Origin of the sequence: Pseudonocardia sp. Ae717_Ps2, from assembly GCF_001932475.1 — a bacterium.
In the GTDB taxonomy this organism is placed as follows: domain Bacteria; phylum Actinomycetota; class Actinomycetes; order Mycobacteriales; family Pseudonocardiaceae; genus Pseudonocardia.
On record NZ_MCIS01000001.1, the window covers coordinates 4,398,483 to 4,417,069 of the forward strand.

At 75.3% G+C, this 18,587-nt stretch carries 16 protein-coding genes; 8 read left to right on the forward strand and 8 right to left on the reverse strand.

Features of this window, described 5'->3' with window-relative positions:
• Positions 1 to 223: 223 nt before the first annotated feature.
• Positions 224 to 928: a MerR family transcriptional regulator gene (locus Ae717Ps2_RS20240; protein WP_075310790.1), complete on the forward strand. Its 705-nt coding sequence runs from the start codon at positions 224 to 226 to the stop codon at positions 926 to 928.
• 25 nt (positions 929 to 953) lie between these two features.
• On the opposite strand, the gene Ae717Ps2_RS20245 is transcribed toward Ae717Ps2_RS20240, so the two are convergent.
• The gene (locus tag Ae717Ps2_RS20245) at positions 954 to 1,859 is read right to left on the reverse strand and encodes a LysR family transcriptional regulator (protein ID WP_075333769.1); all 906 of its coding nucleotides are present in this window, start codon (positions 1,857 to 1,859) and stop codon (positions 954 to 956) included.
• 131 nt (positions 1,860 to 1,990) lie between these two features.
• Between Ae717Ps2_RS20245 and Ae717Ps2_RS20250 the strand changes: the two genes are divergently transcribed.
• Genes Ae717Ps2_RS20250 through Ae717Ps2_RS20260 form a run of 3 tightly spaced genes read left to right on the forward strand, consistent with a single transcriptional unit; the run spans position 1,991 to position 5,468 of the window.
• Positions 1,991 to 3,313 (forward strand): MFS transporter, encoded by a 1,323-nt coding sequence (locus tag Ae717Ps2_RS20250; protein ID WP_083695191.1) that lies wholly within the window; start codon positions 1,991 to 1,993, stop codon positions 3,311 to 3,313.
• Entirely contained in the window at positions 3,310 to 4,809 is a 1,500-nt protein-coding gene (locus Ae717Ps2_RS20255) for an AMP-binding protein (protein ID WP_083695193.1), read from the forward strand. Before Ae717Ps2_RS20250 ends, Ae717Ps2_RS20255 begins: the two co-directional genes overlap by 4 nt.
• 5 nt (positions 4,810 to 4,814) lie before the next feature.
• On the forward strand, positions 4,815 to 5,468 hold the full coding sequence (locus Ae717Ps2_RS20260) for an RraA family protein (protein ID WP_020626095.1): 654 nt from the start codon (positions 4,815 to 4,817) through the stop codon (positions 5,466 to 5,468).
• Positions 5,469 to 5,477: 9 nt separating this feature from the next.
• Here the strand turns inward: Ae717Ps2_RS20260 and Ae717Ps2_RS37405 are convergent, their stop codons facing one another.
• The 4 genes from Ae717Ps2_RS37405 to Ae717Ps2_RS20275 all read right to left on the reverse strand — a co-directional run bounded on the left by Ae717Ps2_RS37405 (position 5,478) and on the right by Ae717Ps2_RS20275 (position 7,790).
• Positions 5,478 to 5,630, reverse strand: coding sequence for a hypothetical protein (locus Ae717Ps2_RS37405; RefSeq protein WP_158071523.1), 153 nt, complete (start codon positions 5,628 to 5,630; stop codon positions 5,478 to 5,480).
• Positions 5,631 to 5,675: 45 nt separating this feature from the next.
• Positions 5,676 to 6,416, reverse strand: coding sequence for an HAD-IIA family hydrolase (locus tag Ae717Ps2_RS20265; protein WP_198932332.1), 741 nt, complete (start codon positions 6,414 to 6,416; stop codon positions 5,676 to 5,678).
• Positions 6,417 to 6,478: 62 nt separating this feature from the next.
• Positions 6,479 to 7,294: an Fpg/Nei family DNA glycosylase gene (locus Ae717Ps2_RS20270; RefSeq protein WP_020626092.1), complete on the reverse strand. Its 816-nt coding sequence runs from the start codon at positions 7,292 to 7,294 to the stop codon at positions 6,479 to 6,481.
• Between the two features lie 25 nt (positions 7,295 to 7,319).
• Positions 7,320 to 7,790: a ribose-5-phosphate isomerase gene (locus Ae717Ps2_RS20275; RefSeq protein ID WP_020626091.1), complete on the reverse strand. Its 471-nt coding sequence runs from the start codon at positions 7,788 to 7,790 to the stop codon at positions 7,320 to 7,322.
• An 18-nt stretch (positions 7,791 to 7,808) separates the two neighbouring features.
• Between Ae717Ps2_RS20275 and Ae717Ps2_RS20280 the strand changes: the two genes are divergently transcribed.
• Together Ae717Ps2_RS20280 and Ae717Ps2_RS20285 are read left to right on the forward strand one after the other, a co-directional pair.
• Complete coding sequence (locus tag Ae717Ps2_RS20280) at positions 7,809 to 8,483, forward strand: DUF429 domain-containing protein (RefSeq protein ID WP_075310780.1); 675 nt, start codon at positions 7,809 to 7,811, stop codon at positions 8,481 to 8,483.
• 16 nt (positions 8,484 to 8,499) lie between these two features.
• Positions 8,500 to 9,348: an MBL fold metallo-hydrolase gene (locus Ae717Ps2_RS20285; RefSeq protein ID WP_075310778.1), complete on the forward strand. Its 849-nt coding sequence runs from the start codon at positions 8,500 to 8,502 to the stop codon at positions 9,346 to 9,348.
• Positions 9,349 to 9,771: 423 nt separating this feature from the next.
• Here the strand turns inward: Ae717Ps2_RS20285 and Ae717Ps2_RS20295 are convergent, their stop codons facing one another.
• Positions 9,772 to 11,358 carry an MFS transporter gene (locus tag Ae717Ps2_RS20295; protein WP_075333770.1) on the reverse strand — a complete coding sequence of 529 codons (1,587 nt, stop codon included), beginning with the start codon at positions 11,356 to 11,358 and terminating at the stop codon, positions 9,772 to 9,774.
• A gap of 169 nt (positions 11,359 to 11,527) precedes the next feature.
• Here Ae717Ps2_RS20295 and Ae717Ps2_RS20300 point away from each other — a divergent pair, with 169 nt between their 5' ends.
• A complete protein-coding gene (locus Ae717Ps2_RS20300; protein ID WP_075310774.1) occupies positions 11,528 to 14,113 on the forward strand; it encodes a carboxylate--amine ligase/circularly permuted type 2 ATP-grasp protein in 2,586 nt (861 codons plus the stop codon).
• A gap of 7 nt (positions 14,114 to 14,120) precedes the next feature.
• Here the strand turns inward: Ae717Ps2_RS20300 and Ae717Ps2_RS20305 are convergent, their stop codons facing one another.
• Together Ae717Ps2_RS20305 and xylA are read right to left on the reverse strand one after the other, a co-directional pair.
• Positions 14,121 to 15,293, reverse strand: coding sequence for an ROK family protein (locus tag Ae717Ps2_RS20305; RefSeq protein ID WP_158071524.1), 1,173 nt, complete (start codon positions 15,291 to 15,293; stop codon positions 14,121 to 14,123).
• Between the two features lie 5 nt (positions 15,294 to 15,298).
• The gene (xylA, locus tag Ae717Ps2_RS20310; protein WP_075310770.1) at positions 15,299 to 16,468 is read right to left on the reverse strand and encodes a xylose isomerase; all 1,170 of its coding nucleotides are present in this window, start codon (positions 16,466 to 16,468) and stop codon (positions 15,299 to 15,301) included.
• Between the two features lie 256 nt (positions 16,469 to 16,724).
• Between xylA and Ae717Ps2_RS20315 the strand changes: the two genes are divergently transcribed.
• Positions 16,725 to 18,584: a prolyl oligopeptidase family serine peptidase gene (locus Ae717Ps2_RS20315; RefSeq protein WP_075333771.1), complete on the forward strand. Its 1,860-nt coding sequence runs from the start codon at positions 16,725 to 16,727 to the stop codon at positions 18,582 to 18,584.
• Positions 18,585 to 18,587 lie beyond the last annotated feature (3 nt).

Sequence of the window (18,587 nt, forward strand, 5' to 3'; positions counted from 1 at the left end):
CCTCCGTCCCCACGGACGGGGCGACGGACGCGAAGCGTGACGGGATGCCCGACCCGTGGACGGGGCCCGACCACCCGCGGGGGTGAATTCGTGACCGGCGTGTCGCCAAGTCCGGCGTGTCGCGGCAGAACGGTGCCGGTCGGGGCTTGCACCTCACGCGACGTGAGGCGGCACCGTCCATCATGCCGCCACGACGTGGCGGTGCGACGGGGAGGGGCACGGGGTGAAGGTCGGCGAGCTGGCCCGGGCGACCGGGCTGACGGTGCGCACCCTGCACCACTGGGAGGAGCGGGGACTGGTCGTGCCGTCGGCACGGACGTCCTCGGGTCACCGGGTCTACGACGACCAGGATGTCCGCAGCGTCTACCAGGTGGTCGCTCTGCGGGAGCTGGGGCTGCCGCTGGACGCCATCGGCGGGCTGCTGTCGTCGGGGTCCTTTGCCGAGGTCCTCACCGCGCACCTGAACCAGGTCGACGCAAGACTGGCCGCGCTGCACGCCCTGCGGGGCACGCTCGCGGCGGTCGTCGACCGGCTCCGGGAGGCTCCGGACCCCGACCCGTCGGACGTGTTGATGATGATCGACGAGGTGAGCAGGGTGAACGACACCTTCGCGCAGTACTTCACTCCCGAGCAGGTCGCCGCGCTCCGGGCGCGACGTGCCGAGGGCGAGACGACCGCGGCCGCGTGGCCGGGGCTGATCGCCGCCGTCCGGGCCGAGATGGACGCCGGCACCGACCCGTCGGAGCCGCGCGTGCAGGCGCTCGCGGCGCGGTGGTCGGAGCTGCTGGCGGCCTTCCACCACGGCGACGAGTCGTTGCGCCGGCAGCTGTACCGGCTGCGGGACGAGAACCCCGGCGAGGTGGCCGCGGCGGGAGGCCCGGACCAGGCGATGATCGACTACATGGCCCGGGCCGGCGTCGGCGGCTGAGCAGGCAGAACGGCCGTGCGGGGTGTCAGCCCGACCCGACACCCCGCACGGCCGCCCCACCCACACCGGCCGCCTGCAGCAACGCCGCCAGCACCGGGTTCACCGTGCCCGCCTTCCACGCCAGCGCCAGCGGCACCTCCGGCGGGTCGGTCAGCGGCACCAGTACCACCCCCGGCGTGCGCAGCTCGGCCGTCGCCTCCAGCGCCAGCCCCACCCCGACACCGGCACCCACCAGCGACAGCAGGGTGTGGGTCTCGGGGGCCTCCTGCTCGATGCGCGGCAGGAACCCCGCGTGCAGGCACGCGGCGTCGACCGAGGTCCGCATGACGGCCATCCGACGTGCCGGATAAGCGACGAACGGGTCGTGGGCCAGCTCGGCGAGGCCGATCACCTCCCGCCCGGCGAGCGGGTGCTCCTCGGGCAGCGCGGCGACGAGCCGGTGCCGGTCGATCTCGTGCACGACCAGGCCGTCGGCGTCGACCGGGGTGCGGATCAGTGCGGCGTCGACCCGGTCGGCGCGCAGGTCCTCGGCCAGCTCACCGGAGAACCGGCCGGTCACCAGCACCAGCCGGGCACGGGGACGGTGCGCGCGGAACCGGCGGGCGGTCCGGTACAGCCAGGCGTTCGAGCTGGGCCCGGCGAACCCGAGCCGGACCGACCCGGTCCCGCCGGCGGCCGCCTCGCGGGCGGCTTCCTTCGCCTCGTCCGCGGCGGCGAGGGCGCGACGGGCCCGGGGCAGGAACGCCGTGCCCGCCGGGGTGAGCGCGACGGCACGGGTGTGCCGGTCGAACAGCGTCGTGCCGACCTCCCGTTCGAGCCGGCGGATCTGCTGGGACAGCGGCGGTCCCGAGACCTGCAACCGGGCCGCGGCCCGCCCGAAGTGCAGCTCCTCGGCGACGAGGACGAACGACTCCAGCTGCCGTAGCTCCACCGCGCCATCATGTCGACCGCCCGACAGGAACGGAAGCCAGAGCGTCCCGATGACGTCGCAATGCTGTTCTACCGTTGCGTGGCGGCGGTCACGACGGCGTGGGCGCGCGACGAGTGCAAGGGGGCACCGGGTTGAGCACGAGCACACCGTCGATGCGCCGCAAGGCGGGTATCGCCTCGTTCGTCGGCACCACCATCGAGTGGTACGACTTCTACATCTACGGCACCGCCGCGGCACTGGTGCTGGGGCCGCTGTTCTTCCCGAACGCCTCCCCCGCCGCGGGGGTGCTGGCCTCGTTCGCGACGTTCTGGGTCGGGTTCCTCGCCCGGCCCGTCGGCGGGATCGTCTTCGGCCACCTCGGTGACCGGCTCGGCCGCAAGACCGCCCTGGTCGCGACGCTGCTGCTGATGGGGGTCTCCACGCTCGCGATCGGGTTGCTCCCGGTCTACGACGACATCGGCGTCCTCGCACCGGTCCTGCTCGTCGTGGCCCGGCTGGTGCAGGGTCTCGCGGTCGGCGGCGAGTGGGGCGGCGCGGTGCTGATCGCCTCGGAGCACGCGTCGAAGAACCGCCGGATCCTCTACGGCGCCTTCGCCCAGCAGGGCAGCCCCGCCGGGCAGATGCTCGCCACCGGCTCGTTCGCGCTCGTCGCGATGCTGCCGGAGGACTCCTTCCTCTCCTGGGGGTGGCGGGTGCCGTTCCTCGTGTCCGCGGCGCTGGTCGTCGTCGGGCTGGTGATCCGGCTGCGGATCGAGGAGAGCCCCGCGCTGGTCGCGATGCGGGCACGGGGCACGACGGCACGGTTCCCGCTCGCGGAGCTGCTCCGGGAACGGACCACGCTGGTGGTCGTCTCGGTCGGTGCGTGCGCGCTGGTGGCCGCGGCGGCGTACTTCAAGAACACGTTCGCCCTGTCCTGGGCGGTCAACGACCTCGGATTCGACCGGCAGGTGTTCCTCAACGTCGTGCTGATCAGCTCCACCGTGCAGTTCTTCACGCAGCCGATCGGGGCGTTCATGGCGACCTGGTGGAACCCGCGGACGGTCGTCACCGCGCTGCTGCTGATCGAGCTCCCGCTGTTCCCGGTGATGTTCTGGCTGATCTCCACCGGGAGCTTCGGGCTGGCCGCGCTGGGCATGGCGCTCGCGACGCTGCCGCACACGATGTACTACGCGATCCTGGCCGGGATGCTGGCCGAGGCGTTCCCCGCCCGGATGCGCTACACCGCGATCTCGCTGTCCTACGCGCTGGCCGGCACGTTGTTCGGTGGCACCGCTCCGCTGGTGGGGCAGTCGCTGCTGGCCGCGACCGGGTCGATCGCGCCCGTCGTCGGGTACTCGCTGGTGATCGTGCTCGTCTCGCTCGCGGCGGCCCGGTACGTGCTCGCCCGCGGTCCGGTCCCCGACGACGAGCGGCTCGACCCCGCCGTCACCGGAACGACCGGGAGGACCGCATGACCGCACCTGCCCCCGTACCTCGCTTCCCCGAGCCCGAGGTGCCCGCGGGCGCGACCGCGCTCGCCGCCCGGCTGCGCGCGCTCGTCGCCGCCGACCCGGACCGCCCCATGGTCACCGAGGACAGCCCCGACGGTACCGGCGTGGTGCGCTCCCGCGCGGAGTTCGACGCCCGTACCAACCTCCTGGCCAGGGCGTTCGCCGACCGCGGGGTCCGGCGCGGGGACCTGGTGTCGATCGCGCTGCCGAACACCGCCGCGCACCTCGAGTGCTCGGTCGCGGCGTGGAAGATCGGTGCGGTGCCCCAGCCGCTGTCGGCCCGGCTGCCCGCCGCCGAGCGCGACGCGGTGCTCGCGGTCGCCGCGCCGGCGCTCGTCGTCGACACCCCGGTCGACGCCGACGGGTACCCCGACGGCCCGCTCCCCGACGTGATCGGGCCGAGCTGGAAGGCACCCACCTCGGGCGGGTCGACCGGCACGCCGAAGGTGATCGTCGCCGGTCAGGCCGCCTGCGTCGAACAGGTCCTGGCCCGCGCCGACGGGCTGCGCATCGACCGCGACGGCGTGTTCGGCTGCACCGCACCGCTGCACCACAACGCCCCGTTCATGTTCACGCTGATGGCGTTGCTGCAGGGCCACCACGTCGTGCTCATGGGCCGGTTCGACGCCGCCCGGGCACTGTCGATGATCCCCGCGTACGGCGTGACCTGGCTCTACGCGGTGCCGACCATGATGAGCCGGATGCTGCGCCTGCCCGACGCGGACTGGGCCGCCTGCGACCTCAGCACCCTGCGGACCGTGCTGCACGTCGGCGCGCCCTGCCCGCCGGAGGTCAAGCGCGGCTGGATCGACCGGGTCGGCGCGGAGACGGTGCTCGAGATCTACTCCGGCACCGAGTCCCAGGCCGGTACCGCGATCGACGGCCGCGACTGGCTGGCCCACCCGGGTTCGGTCGGACGGGTCACCCGCGGCGAGATCACGGTCCGCGACGACGACGGCCGCGAGCTCGGCCCCGGCGTCACCGGCGAGATCTGGATGCGGTCCGGCGGGGCGCCGACGTACCACTACCTGGGTGCCTCCGCGCGCGAGCGGGACGGCTGGGAGTCACTCGGCGACATGGGCTCGCTGGACGCCGACGGCTACCTGTACCTGGCCGACCGACGTTCGGACATGATCCTCGTCGGCGGCGCGAACGTGTACCCGGCCGAGGTCGAGGCCGCGCTGACCGCGCACCCCGGGGTGCGCGACGCCGTCGTCGTCGGGCTGCCCGACGCCGACTACGGGCACGTCGTGCACGCCGTGGTGCAGGCCGAACCGGGCATCGAGAACGATCTCCGCGAGTTCCTCGACGGACGCCTGAGCAGGGCGAAACAGCCACGGAGCATCGACGTCGTCGACCACCCGCTGCGCGACGACGCCGGGAAGGTGCGCCGCTCGGAGATCGCCGCGCGCGCCGCCGACGCTCGACGACGCGCAACGGCGGGAGGTGCGACAGGATGACGTCCATGCCCGATCTCCTCGACCGTCTGCGCGAGCTGCAGGTGTCCTCCCTGTGCGACGCCGACAAGTCGCTGCCCGTGGTGGACCCGGCGATCCGGGCCCTGGTCCCGGACGTGTCGATGGCTGGCCCCGCGGTGACGGTCTCGTGCGTGGACGACCACCTGCCGATGTTCGCGGCGCTGTCCGCGGCCCGCCCCGGCTCGGTGCTCGTCGTCGCCGGGGCCGGTGGTCACCGCGCCGTGTCCGGTGAGCTGTTCGCGACGGAGGCGAAGCGGCGCGGGCTGGCCGGGATCGTCGTCGACGGGCTGGTCCGCGACATCCGTGGGCTGCGCGGGATCGGGCTGCCGGTGTTCGCCCGCGGGACCTGCCCGGCGTCGGGCAGCACGAGCGACCCCGGCACCGTCGACGAGATGGTGTCGTTCGGCGGGCTCGTCGTGAGCCCGGGCGACCTGGTGTGCGGCGACGACGACGGGCTGCTCATCGCCGCGCCGGACCGGCTCGCCGAGGTCGTCGAGACCGCCGAGGGCATCGAGGCCGCCGAGCGCGCGTTGGTCTCGGCCATGCGCAACGGCCACGACCTGCACTCGCTGACCACGGTCGTCGAGCACGTCGCGGCGCTGCGCCGGGGCGAGCCCAGCGCGCTGGGGTTCAAGATCTGAGCGGGTCGCTCAGGCCGCGACCGCGTCCCAGCTGAACTCCTCGGTCATCGAGCCGGGACAGTCCGGGCACGGGACGGCGACGCCCGCCGTCTCGTCACCGGGGAGCTCGGCCTCCGCGCCGCAGGCGGCGCACCGCTGCCAGGACACCAGTTCTCCGTACATGCGTTCGAGGGTGAACCACATCGGTGTAGTTCGCAACCCCGCAGGTCAGACGTCGTCGATCAGGTCCGCGACCGAGGAGACGACCCGGTTCGGGCGGAACGGGAACCGGTCGATCTCGTGCTCCTTGGTGATCCCCGAGAGCACCAGCACCGTGCGCATCCCGGCCTCCAGCCCGGCGAGGATGTCGGTGTCCATCCGGTCGCCGATCATGACCGTGGACTCCGAGTGCGCACCGAGCCGGTTGAGCGCGGCCCGCATCATCAGCGGGTTCGGCTTGCCGACGAAGTAGGGGTCGACCCCGGTCGCCTTGGAGATCATCGCGGCGACCGAGCCGGTCGCGGGGAGGATGCCCTCGGGCGACGGGCCGGTCGCGTCGGGGTTGGTGGCGACGAACCGGGAGCCCTGCTCCACCAGGCGCATCGCGGTGGCGATCGAGGAGAAGCTGTAGGTGCGGGTCTCGCCGAGCACCACGTAGTCGGGGTTGCGGTCGGTGATGACGTAGCCGATGTCGTGCAGCGCGGTGGTCAGGCCGGCCTCGCCGATCACGTAGGCGCTGCCCTGTGGGCGCTGCTCCCCGAGGAACGCGGCCGTGGCGAGCGCGGAGGTCCAGATCGACTCCTCCGGCACGTCGAGGCCGGTGGCCTGCAGCCGGTAGCGCAGGTCGCGGGGGGTGTGGATGCTGTTGTTGGTCAGGACCAGGAACGGGACGCCCTTGTCGCGCAGCCGCGACAACAGGGTGTCCGCCCCCGGGACGATGGTGCCCTCGCGGACGAGGACGCCGTCCATGTCGGTCATCCAGCACTCGATCGGCTTCTGCTCCACCACGGCCGCCACCCTAGGCCGCCTCCCTAGACGGCTGCCGGTTGGCAGCGCGGGCACCAGAACAGGTTGCGGTTCTGGTGCTCGGCGTGCCGCACCGGCGTCCCGCAGACGAGGCAGTCCATCCCGGCGCGGCGGTAGACGTAGACCTCCCCGCCGTGCCGGTCCGTGCGCCCGGGCTCTCCGCGGCGGCGCGGGTCGTGCTCGGGGCGGACGGTGTCGATGCGGCCGGTCCGCACGCCGTCACGCATGAGCACGACCAGGTCGGCCCACATCGCGTCCCACGTCCCCCGGTCCAGCGCCCGGCCCGGGAGCTGCGGGTCCAGGCCGTGCCGGAACAGGACCTCGGCGCGGTAGACGTTCCCGACGCCGGCGAGCACCTTCTGGTCCATCAGCAACGTCGCGAGCGGGCTGCGCGAGGCCGAGATCCGGGCCCAGACCGTGTCCGGGTCGGCGTCGGGACGCAGCGGGTCCGCACCCAGCCGGGCCCGCAGCGCGCGGGCCTCGGCCGAGGTGAGGAGCTCGCAGGCGGTCGGGCCGCGCAGGTCGGCGTAGTGGGTCTGCCCCACCAGCCGCATCCGCAGCTGCCCGACCGGTTCCGGCGCGGGCAGCGGCTGTTCGACGAACGTGCCGTACAGCCCGAGGTGGACGTGCACGACGCGGTCGCGGCCGTAGCGGTGGAACAGGTGCTTGCCGTGCGCCTCGGCGCCGGTCATCACCTCGCCGTCGAGCAGTGCCGCGGAGGCGGCGAAGCGGCCCTGCGGGCTGGAGACGCCGACCGGCCGGCGGACGAACAGCTTCCGGTGCAGCCGGGCCAGCCGATGCAGCGTGTGTCCCTCGGGCATCTCGGCTCCGGGTCAGGACTCGGGATCAGGACGCGGGGAGCTCGATCTTCCCGGTCCGCTCGTAGTCGAGGACCTGGTCGATGCGGCGCTGGTGGCGCGCGTCGCCGGAGAACGGGGTGGCGATGAAGGCGTCGACGATCGCGACGACCTCGGTGAACGAGTGCTGCCGCGCGCCGATGCCGATGATCTGGGCGTCGTTGTGCTCGCGGGCGAGGGTGGCGGTGGCCTCGTTCCACGCCAGCGCGGCGCGGATGCCCTGCACCTTGTTGGCGGCGATCTGCTCGCCGTTGCCGGATCCGCCGAGCACGATGCCGAGGGACGTCGGGTCCTCGACCACGCGCCGCGCGGTCTCGATGCACCACGCGGGGTAGTCGTCGAGGGCGTCGTAGGTCGGCGCCCCGACGTCGATCGCCTCGATCCCCTTCTCGGTCAGGTACTCGACGAGCTTGCCCTTGACCTCGAAACCGGCGTGGTCACTGCCCAGGTAGACGCGCACGGGGCACGATCCTCCCCCATGCGGATCGGCGGCGTGGACGGGGTCCCGGGTGGCTGGGTGGTGTGCGTGCTCTCCGGCAGCGGAGCAGCACGTGAGGTGAGGTGGACGGTGGTCCCCGACGCGGCGTCGGTGCTGGCCGCGACGGCCGGGTGCGACGCCGTGGGGGTCGACATCCCGTTGTCGGTCCCGGCCGGTGCGCAGCGGCGCGAGGCCGAGGTCCTCGCGTCGGCGCGGCTGGGCCGGGCGCGGTCCTCGCTGTTCCCCACCCCGCCCGCTCCGGTGCTCGACGCGCAGACCTACGAGGAGGCCTGTGCCGCCGCCCAGGCCGTCACGGGGAAGAAGATCAGCCTCCAGACCTGGCACATCGTCGACAAGATCCGGGAGTTCCAGCGGGTGCGGCTGCCGTCGTCGGTGGTCGAGACGCACCCGGAGCTGTCGTTCCGCACGATGGCACCGGCGGTGGCGTTCGCGTCGAAGAAGACCGCGCGCGGGGCGGGCCAGCGGGTCGCGGCGCTGTCGGGGTGGGTCCCCTCCGCCGCGTCGCTCGGTGACCTGCCCACCGCCGCCCGGCTCGACGACGTCCTCGACGCCCTGGCCTGTGCCTGGACGGCCGAGCGGGTGGCCCGTGGGACCGCTGAGGTGCTCGGCCCGGGAACCGACGCCCTGGGCCGGTCCGCCGCGATCGCGGTCTGAGCGCGAGGATCACCGGATGGACGGGCAGCGGGCGGACGGGCAGCGGGCGGACGGGCGCTGGGTGGAGCTCGCCGACGGTGTGCTCGCTCGCCGGCACGACGAGCTGGACCTGACCACCGGCCTCGTGCTCGGCACCTCCGCGGCGCTGGTGATCGACACCCGCGGCGACACTGCCCAGGGCGCCGAGCTCGCCGCCGCGGTGCGTGCGGTGACCGCACTGCCGGTCGTCGTGGCCCTCACCCACGCACACTTCGACCACTGCTTCGGCACCGCCGCGTTCCCCGGCGCCCCGGTGTACGCCCAGGCCGGCTGCGCCGGCGCGCTCCTGGCGACGGCCGCCGCGCAGCGCGCCCACTGGGTCCGGCACTACCGCGACTCCGGAGACACCGGGGGCACAGGCGGCTCGACCGCCGCCGCGACGGCCGACGCGCTCGCCGCCACTGTCCCGGTGCTCCCCGACCGCCCCGTCTGTCCCCGCGCCGGCTCGGTGCACCCGGTCGACCTGGGCGGACGCGTCGTGCAGCTCGTGCATCCCGGCCCCGCCCACACCGGACACGACCTGGCGGTGCACGTCCCCGACGCGGGCGTGCTCTTCGCCGGGGACCTGCTGGAGAACGGAGCGCCGCCGTCGTTCGGGCCGGACGCCTACCCCCGGGACTGGGCGGCCGCCGTGGGGCTGCTGCTCGACGTCGGCACGGCACCCTCGGCCGTCGCCACCCGGGTGTTCGTGCCCGGGCACGGCGACCCGATGACGCCCGACGAGGCGGCAGCGCAGCACACGGACCTGCGGCGGATCGCCCGGGCGGCCGGGGGTTCCGGTGCCGCGGTTCCGGATGTCCCCTCTGCGAATTCGCTTACCGGGTAAGCGAATTCGCAGAACAAGGGTCTGCCGATCACGCCGCGGGAGCCGGGCGGTGCCGAGAGCCGGGCGGTGCCGGGAGCCGGGAGCCGGGAGCCGGGAGCCGGGAGCCGGGAGCCGGGAGCCGGGAGCCGGGAGCCGGGAGCCGGGAGCCGGGAGCCGGGAGCCGGGAGCCGGGAGCCGGGAGCCGGGAGCCGGGAGCCGGGAGCCGGGAGCCGGGAGCCGGGAGCCGGGAGCCGGGAGCCGGGAGCGATGGTGCAGGTCGTCACCGCTCGGGGTCGCCGACCTCGGGTGACGGCGCCCCTCGAGTGGATTCGCTTACCGGGTAAGCGAATCCCTGCACGACCGGCCGGGTGCGGTCCGTTGCGGGCTCCGCCCCGGCGCCGCGATCCCGGTGGCCGCCGCGGCCTGCCTGCCGATGCTCCGGGGTCACTCGCCCGGTCGGTCCCGCCGTCGCGGAGCCGCACTGGTGCCCCACCCCGATCGGCGGGCGGCCGACGGGGCCGTGTCGGGCGGGACGCCGTCGAGCCGGGGAGCGACCGGCTGGGCTGCGTTCGGCTGGGCTGCGTTCGGCTGGGGAGCGACCGGCTGGACAGCAGCCGGTGGGGCGGCGCCCCGGGACCGGTCGGACAGCACGCGCGCGACTCGGCCGGCGACACCGGACGGGTCGGGTTCCACGCCCGCCGCCCGGCGCAGGCGGTACAGCTCCACGGTCGGCGGCCCGGCCACCACCCGGGGCAGCGGCGCGGTCGGGTGGTCGTCCGTCGCGATCCGGGGGAGCTCGACCGTCGGCAGGCCCATCGGAAGGCCCGCGGCGGGGCCGGCCGAGGGGGTGACCGAAGGAGCCGGCGCGGCGGGCAGGTGCCGGCGCAGTCCGAGCACCGCGGGCAGTCCCAGCGCCGGGCCGACGGCGAGCACCACGAGCGCCGCCTGCCATCCGACCGCGGCCGCGACCACCGGGACCGTCGCGATCCCGGCGACGGTGAGCAGGAACCCCAGCGCGGTCTGCACGGTCAGGGCGGTGCCGGTGTAGCGGGGGTCGGCGATCTCGATCGTCGCCGTCGTCAGGACCGCGGAGTCGGCGACGGCGGCCGTGCCCCACAGCACACAGAACGCACTCACCAGCAGGGGCGCCGCGCCGATCACGAGGGGGGACACCAGGCAGCAGACGCCGCTGACCAGCAGCGCCGTCGCGATCACCGGGACGCGTCCGTAGCGGTCCGCGGCGCGGCCGCCCAGCACGCAGCCGGCGGCGCCGCCCAGACCGGCCGCCACGAACACCAGCAGGTGCTCCGACGGGCCGGGGTCGCCACCGGCGAGTGCGGCGCCCAGCCAGGTCCAGAGCGCGTACAGCTCCCACATGTGCCCGAGGTAGCCGAGCACGACCAGCCGCGGGCCGAGCTCCCGGAGCAGCCGCAGCGCGTAGCCGGTGTCCGGGGGCGGGGCCGGGGCGAGCGCCGGTCCGGGACGCAGGCACCAGTGGGCCAGCGCGGCCGCCGCGAGCCCGCACAGCGCGGCGCCGGCGAGCACCCCGCGCCACGGCAGCCCGGGCAGCCCACCGATCAGGTGCGGCAGCGCCGACCCGACGGTCAGCGCGCCGACCAGCACGCCGAGGTCGCGGGCCCGGCGCGACCGATCCGACCAGGACGTCATGATCTTCATGCCGACCGGGTAGACGAGCGCGAGACACACCCCGGTCAGCGTCCGCAGCACCAGCGCCGCCACCGGCCCGTCGACGACGGCGGCGAGCAGCAGCGTGCACGCCGCGGCCGCGGCCGCGCCGGCCGCGAGCAACCGCTGCGGCGGGACCCGGTCGGCGAGGGTCAGCACCGCCGAGACCACCGCGCCGGCGGCGAACCCGAGCTGCACCGACGTCGTCAGCCAGACCCCGGCCGTCGCGGACAGGTTCCACTCGGCGCGCAGCTCGGGCAGCACCGCGGACGCGGAGAACCACACGGCGAGCCCGAGCACCTGGACCAGGGCGACCAGGGCCCGCGCGCGGCGGCCGGCGGTCATGGCGGCTCCGTGGGGTCGGCGGATCCGGACACGCTAGCGAAAACACCCAGTGGAAACTGGTCCGGACAGACGATTCGGTACCGCCGTCCGGCCCAGCGGCCGACGCAGTGTCGGGCGTGATCGCCGCGGGACACACGGACGTAACAGGAGCCACCTAGCGTCACCGGCCGTGGGGAACGTGCCGCTGGTGGGGGTCGAGGAGGAGTTCCACGTGGTCGGCCTGGCCGACCGCCGGGCCGCGCCCGACGCGGAACGGTTGCTGGAGCACCTGGACGGGGCGGAGTTCTTCCCCGAGCTGCAACGGTCGCTGGTCGAGACCAACTCGCCCGCGACCCCGTCGCTGGACGAGCTGCGCGCCCACGTGCGACGCCTGCGCAACCGGCTGCGCGAGGCCGCCGAGCCGCTGGGGCTGGGTGTCGTCGCGGCCGGGACGGTGCCGCTGGTCGACCTGTCCGGCGACGACATCTCGGCCGGCGCCCGCTACGAGCGGATGCAGCACGAGTACCAGATGCTGGTGCGCGAGCAGCACATCTGCGGGGTGCAGGTGCACGTCGACGTCCCCGACCGCGACACCGCCGTGCAGGTCTCGCGCCGGGTCGCGCCCGCGCTGCCGACCCTGCTCGCGATCACCGCCAGCTCGCCGTACTGGCGCGGCCACGACACCGGCTACGCCAGCTACCGCAGCATGATCTGGCAGCGCTGGCCCACCGCGGGACCACCCGGTGACGTCACCACCGCCGCCGAGTACGACGCGATGATCGACGAGCTCATCGCGTCCGGGACGATCAGCGACGCCGGGATGCTCTACTTCGACGTCCGCCCCAGCGCGCACCTGCCGACCGTCGAGCTGCGACTGTGCGACGCCTGCCCCGACGTCGACGACGTCGTGCTGGTCGCGGGACTGTTCCGTGCCCTGGTCGCCCGCGCCCGCGCCGACACCGAGGCGGGCAGGCCGCTGCCCCGCGCCCGGTACGAACTGCTGCGCGCGGCCGGGTGGCGGGCCGCACGGTCCGGGCTGGAGGGCGACCTCGTCGACATCGGCCGGGCCCCCGGCGGTCCCCCGACGCTGAGCTCCCCGTCGATGCAGCTGCGCGGGCTGGTCGAGGAGCTGCGGCCGTGGCTGGAGGAGGTCGGCGACCACGACCAGGTCGCCGAGCTCGCCGAGGGCGTCCTGGCCCGCGGGTCGGGCGCGGCGGCGCAGCGGCGGGCCTTCGGGCGTCGCGGCTCGCTGGCCGACGTCGTCGACGACCTGCTGGCACGCACGCACGGCGAGCGGCCGCCGTCGGCCCCCGCGGAGACCGTGCCGTCCGCGCCGGAGCTGCTGCACGGCTACGTCCCGCCCCGCTACGACGAGGCCGTCGACGCGACCGGCGCCGTCCGGCCCGGCTACGGCTGGCTGTTCCGGTCCCTGGAGCGGCTCGGCCCGCGCGGCCTGGCCGCGGCGGAAGCCGCCCTGCGCACCGAGCAGCGCGCCCGCGGGGTGACCTTCCCGGTGCCCGGCGTCGAGCCCGGCGACGACGGCGAGCGGCTGTTCCCGCTGGACCTGGTGCCACGGATCATCGAGGCCCAGGACTGGGCGCACCTGGCGTCCGGGCTGGAGCAGCGGATCCGGGCGCTCGAGTGCTTCGTCCGCGACGTCTACGGCCGCCGCGAGATCGTGCGGGACCGGGTCGTCCCGGGGTCGGTGGTCGAGCAGGCCCCCGGTCGCACCCGCTCCGGCGCGCTGGTGCCCCCGGACGCCGTCCGGATCGCCGTCGGCGGCATCGACCTGGTCCGCGACGACGCCGACGGCTGGGTCGTGCTGGAGGACAACCTGCGGGTCCCGTCGGGCATCGGGTTCTCGATGATGAGCCGGCGGCTGATCCGCAGCGTGCTGCCCGACCTCGAGTCGCCGTCGGAGGTCCGCCACCTCGACGACGTGCCGGAACGGCTGCGCGCCGCGCTCGCGGCGGGCGACCCCGACGGGCCCGACGGGGAGGCCGCGCTGCTGACCGCGGGCGAGGTGGACCCGGCGTTCTTCGAGCACCAGCTGCTCGCCGAGGCGATGGACGTCCCGCTGGTGACCCCGGCGCGGCTGCAGGTCACCGACGGCGCGGTGTTCCTCGTCGGCGGCGGGCGGCGGCGCCGGATCACCACCCTCTACCGTCGGATGGACGAGAACGAGCTCGCCACCGCCCGCGGCGCCGACCACCGGCCGCTCGGTCGTGCGCTGTGGGCGGCGATGGCCCGTGGACGGGTCGCGCTGCGCAACGCGCCCGGCAACGGCGTCGCCGACGACAAGCTGGTCTACGCCTACGTGCCGGAGATGATCCGCTACTACCTCGGCGAGAAGCCCGTGCTGGCCTCGGTGCCGACGCTGCCCTGCGTCGACCCGGCGGCCCGTGAGCAGGTCCTGGACCGGCTCGACCAGCTGGTGCTCAAACCCGTCGACGGCTACGGCGGCGCCGGGATCGTGATCGGCCCGTACGCCGATCGGGCCGAGCTGGACCGGGTGGCCGAGGCGATCCGGGCCACCCCGGCCGGCTGGGTCGCCCAGGACCTCGTCGGGATCTCCACCCACCCCACGTTCACCGACGGTGCCCTGCAGCCCCAGTCCGTCGACCTGCGGGTCTTCGCGGTGCAGTCCCCCGGTGCCGGCGGAGTGCCCGAGGTCGACGTGCTGCCCGCGGCGCTGTCGCGGGTCGCCCCGCCCGGCGGGATGATCGTGAACTCCTCGCGCGGCGGCGGGGCGAAGGACACCTGGGTGCTGGCCTGAGGCCGGCTCAGCCGGCGAGCAGCAGGTCCGGCTCGCCCAGCACCCGGTCGGCGACGGCGCGGGCGGTACCGGTGACGGTGGCCGCGCGGCCGTGCGGGGACACGACCACCGCGACGTCCGGCCCGGTCGCGACACCGCGCCGCACCAGCTCCGCCCGCACCGCGGGGGCCAGCCAGGTGCCCAGCTCCGCGTAGCTGCCGCCGAGGACGACGGTGCCGACGTCGACGACGTGGAGCACCGACGTCAGCGCCGTCCCGAGCGCGGTGCCGGCCCGGGCCAGCGCCTCCGTCGCGGCCGGGTCCCCCGCGCGGGCGGCGGTCCGCAGCGCGGCGACGTCGGCGACGCCCGCGTCGCCGAGCAGGGCGGGCAGGCCCGCGTAGACCTCGACGCAGCCGGTGCCGCCGCAGCCGCAGCGCCGCCCGTCGCGCTCGATCACGACGTGCCCGATCTCCCCGGCGACGCCGCGGGCACCGGGCAGCACCCGCCCGTCGACGACGATCCCGCCGCCGATCCCGACGTCGGCGGAGACGTAGACGAAGTCGTCGGCCTGGCCCAGGTGCGCGAGCGCGCCGAGCGAGGCCTCGTTGCCGACGAGCAGCGGCACCCCGCCGAGCGCGTCGGTGTGCTCGGCGGGGCGGCAGCCGTCGAGCAGGGGCAGGTTCGGGGCCCGCAGCAGCACCGCCGCGCCGTCGGAGCCGTGCACCGGTCCGGGGACGGCGATCCCGGCCCCGGCCACCGGGCGTCCGGTGCGCGCGGCCAGGGTCGCCACGGTCCGAGCGGCCCGCCCGAACACCGCGTCCGGATCGAGGCCGCGGTGGTCCCGGCGCCGGCGCGACCGACGCACCACCTGCCCGTCCAGGCCGGTGACCAGCGCGTCGACGCCGTCGACCTCGACCGACACGGCCAGCACGACGGGCCCGGTGCCGGCGAACGCCAGCGGCGTCCCGGGCCGCCCGACCCCGCTCCGGTCCGGCTCCCCCTCCGCGAGCACCCCCGCGGCGACCAGCGGGTCCAGCAGCCCCGCGACGGTCCCGCGGGTCAGCCCGGTCGCCGCGGCGAGCGAGGCCCGCGACGACGGGGCCGTCCGCAGGACTCCCAGCAGCAGCCCGAGGTTGTGCCGGCGCACCGTCGGGGGACGCGCGGGCAGGGACTGGGCACGGGGAGCCGGTCGGTCGGGCACGGAGGTCATCGTGCTCCGGCGAGGTGCTCCACCACGAGCTGGTGCAGCCGGACGAAGCCGTACCCGCGACGGCCGAGCGCGTCCGGGTCGACGGTGTCCAGCGCCGGGTCGGCGAGCAGGTCGGCCGCGGTCTCCCCGGCCCCCAGCGTCGGCTCGGACAGCGCGGGCACCCCGGCCTCGGCGAGCGCGGCGACGACCTCGGGGTCGGCCCGGAACGCGGCCGCCCGCTCACGCAGCAGCAGGTAGGTCCGCATGTTCGCCTCGGCGGAGTCCCACACGCCACGGCGGTCCTCGGTGCGCGAGGGCTTGTAGTCGAAGTGGCGGGGGCCGTCGTAGCCCGCGGTCTCGAGCAGGTCGACCAGCGCGAAGGCGTTGAGCAGGTCACCGTGGCCGAACACCAGGTCCTGGTCGTACTTGATGCCGCGCTGGCCGTTCAGGTCGATGTGGAACAGCTTCCCGGCCCATAACGCCTGGGCGACGCCGTGGGCCATGTTGAGCCCGGCCATCTGCTCGTGCCCGACCTCGGGGTTGACCCCGACGAGCTCGGGGTGGGCGAGCCGCTCGACGAAGGCCAGGGCGTGCCCGACGGTGGGCAGCAGGATGTCGCCGCGGGGCTCGTTCGGCTTGGGCTCGATCGCGAACCGGATGTCGTGGCCCTGCTCCAGGACGTACCCGCAGAGCAGGTCCATGGCCTCTCGGTAGCGGTCCAGGGCGGCGCGGACGTCCTTCGCGGAGTCGTACTCCGAGCCCTCCCGTCCACCCCAGAGGACGAAGGTGCGGGCACCGAGCTCGGCGGCCAGCTCGACGTTGTGCAGCACCTTGCGCAGCGCGAGCCGCCGCACGGTGCGGTCGTTGGAGGTGAACCCGCCGTCCTTGAACACCGGGTGCGAGAACAGGTTGGTGGTGATCATCGGGACGGTCATGCCCGTCGCCTCGCACGCCTTCCGCAGGCGTGCGATCTGCCGGTCCCGGTGGGCCGGGTCCGGCGCGAAGCCGAACAGGTCGTCGTCGTGGAACGTGAGGCCCCACGCGCCGCGCGCGGCGAGCTCCTCGACGGCCTCGACCACGTCGAGCTCGGGGCGGGTGGGCGAGCCGAACGGGTCGGCTGCGGTCCAGCCGACGGTCCACAGTCCGAAGGAGAACTTGTCGGCGGGGGTCGGGGCGGGGACGGCCATCGTCTGCTCCTGGAGGTGGGGGTCCGGCTCCGGCGAGCATGCTCCCGGGGCCCGTCCCGGTCCAGAGTTTGTTCGTTTTACCTACGAACGAATCCCTCGTTCGCCGTAGTGGTCGTCATCACCCCGAAACGCTGTGGGTCTTGCACGAGCGGCCCGGCGCACGTGAGGTGGAACCCGGCGCGGACCCACCGGGTAGTTTCGACGTCCGGCCAGGCGGAACCGCAGGACACGAGGGCAGAACCGAGGGGTGTGATCGGTGGAGGCCGGGCAGACCGGGCAGATCACCCAGACCGTCCCCGACCGTGACGGCGCCGGGGCCGCACCCGGACACCACTCCTCCGCGGTGTCCCCGGACGGCACCCGCATCGCCTGGATCTCCGACCGCACCGGGCGCCCACGGGTGCACGTCGCGACGCTGCCGCCGGACGGGCCCATCGACCCGGACGAGGCACGGGTGCTGTCGGCGCCCGGCCCGTACGCCGACGTGACGGCGCTGTCCTGGTCCCCCGACGGCAGCCGGATCGCGGTGCAGGTCGCCCCGTGCGGCGGCGACCGCACCCGGGTGGCGCTGCTCGACCCCGACGGCGGTCCGGCCGTCGGGATCGCGACGCACGCCACCGCCGTCGTGCTGGGGGCCTGGGCCCCGACCGGACGGTCGCTCGGCGTCACCGTGCTGTCCGACGCGACACCGCGCGGCAGCGAGCCGGGCGACGGCACCGCCTGCCTGGTCGACGTGCGTGACGGCTCCTCCACCGTCCTCGGGTCCGGGCAGGCGGCCGTCGTCCAGGCGGTGTCGGCGGACGGCCGCCGGGTCGTGCTGCGCACCGGGCGTCGTGGGGAGCGCGCCCTGGAGCTGGTCGACCTGCACCGCGGCACCCGGGACCGGGTGATCGGCGGGCCCGGCGGTGCGCTGACCGCCGCCGCCCGCTTCGGCTCCGCCCCCGGCACGCTGTGGGTGCACACCGACGCCGACCGCGAGCACGCCGCGCTGCTCGCCGTCGCACTCGGCCCCACGGCCGAGCACCGCCTGTCCCCCGCGCGCCCGGTCGCCGTCCGGCCCGGCGCCGACCTGGAGGTCGTGGCACTGGACCCGGGCGGCCCGCGGGCCGCGCTGGTGTGGAACGTCGGCGGGCGCAGCCAGGTCGAGATCGCCGACCTGCGCGGCGGGAGACCGGAGCGACTGCCCGCGCCGTGCGACGTCGTCACCGGGGTGACCTTCGCCCGCGACGGCGTGTCGCTGCTGGTCGCGGGCCACTCCCCGGGGGTGCCGCCGTACGTGGTGCGGCTGCCGCTCGACGCCCGCCCGGCCACACCGCTGCTCGGCGGGACCCCGGTGACGCCCCGGCCCCCGCGCCCGGAGGCGGTCGGCTTCCCCGCCGAGGACGGGCTGCGGCTGGCCGGGTGGCTGCACCGGCCGTCGTCGCCGACGGGGGTGGGGTTCGTCTGGCTGCACGGCGGCCCCGAGTCCGAGGAGCGGCCCGGCTGGGCGCCCCTGCTGCACGCGCTGGTCGCCGCCGGGGTCACCGTGCTCACGCCGAACGTGCGCGGCTCCTCCGGGCGGGGGCGGGCCTTCGCCCGGCTCGACGACGGCCCGCTGCGGCCGGAGTCGATCGCCGACGTGCGGGCCGCGACCCGGCTCCTGGCCGGGGTGCCCGACGTCGACCCGCGCCGGATCGTCGTCGGCGGCCGGTCCTACGGCGGGTTCCTCACCCTCGCCGCGCTGACCCGGTTCCCGGAGCTGTTCGCGGCCGGCGTCGACGTGTGCGGCATGTCCGACATGGCCGCCTTCTTCGCCGACTCCGAGCCCTGGATCAGCGGTCCCGCGACGACCGAGTACGGGAACCCGGACCGGGACCGCGCGTTGCTGGAGGAGCTGTCCCCGCTGCGGACGGCGGACCGGATCGCCGTGCCGCTGCTGGTCGTGCACGGCGAGCACGACACGAACGTCCCGCTCTCGCAGGCGCTCGCGATCCACGCGGCGCTGGCCGGGCGCGGCGCCCCGGTGGAGTTGCTGCGCATCCCGGACGAGGGCCACGAGGTGCACGACCGGCACACCCGGGCCGCGGCGAACGCCCGGATCGTGGACTTCGTGACCGCGACGACGGCCCGTGGCTGAACG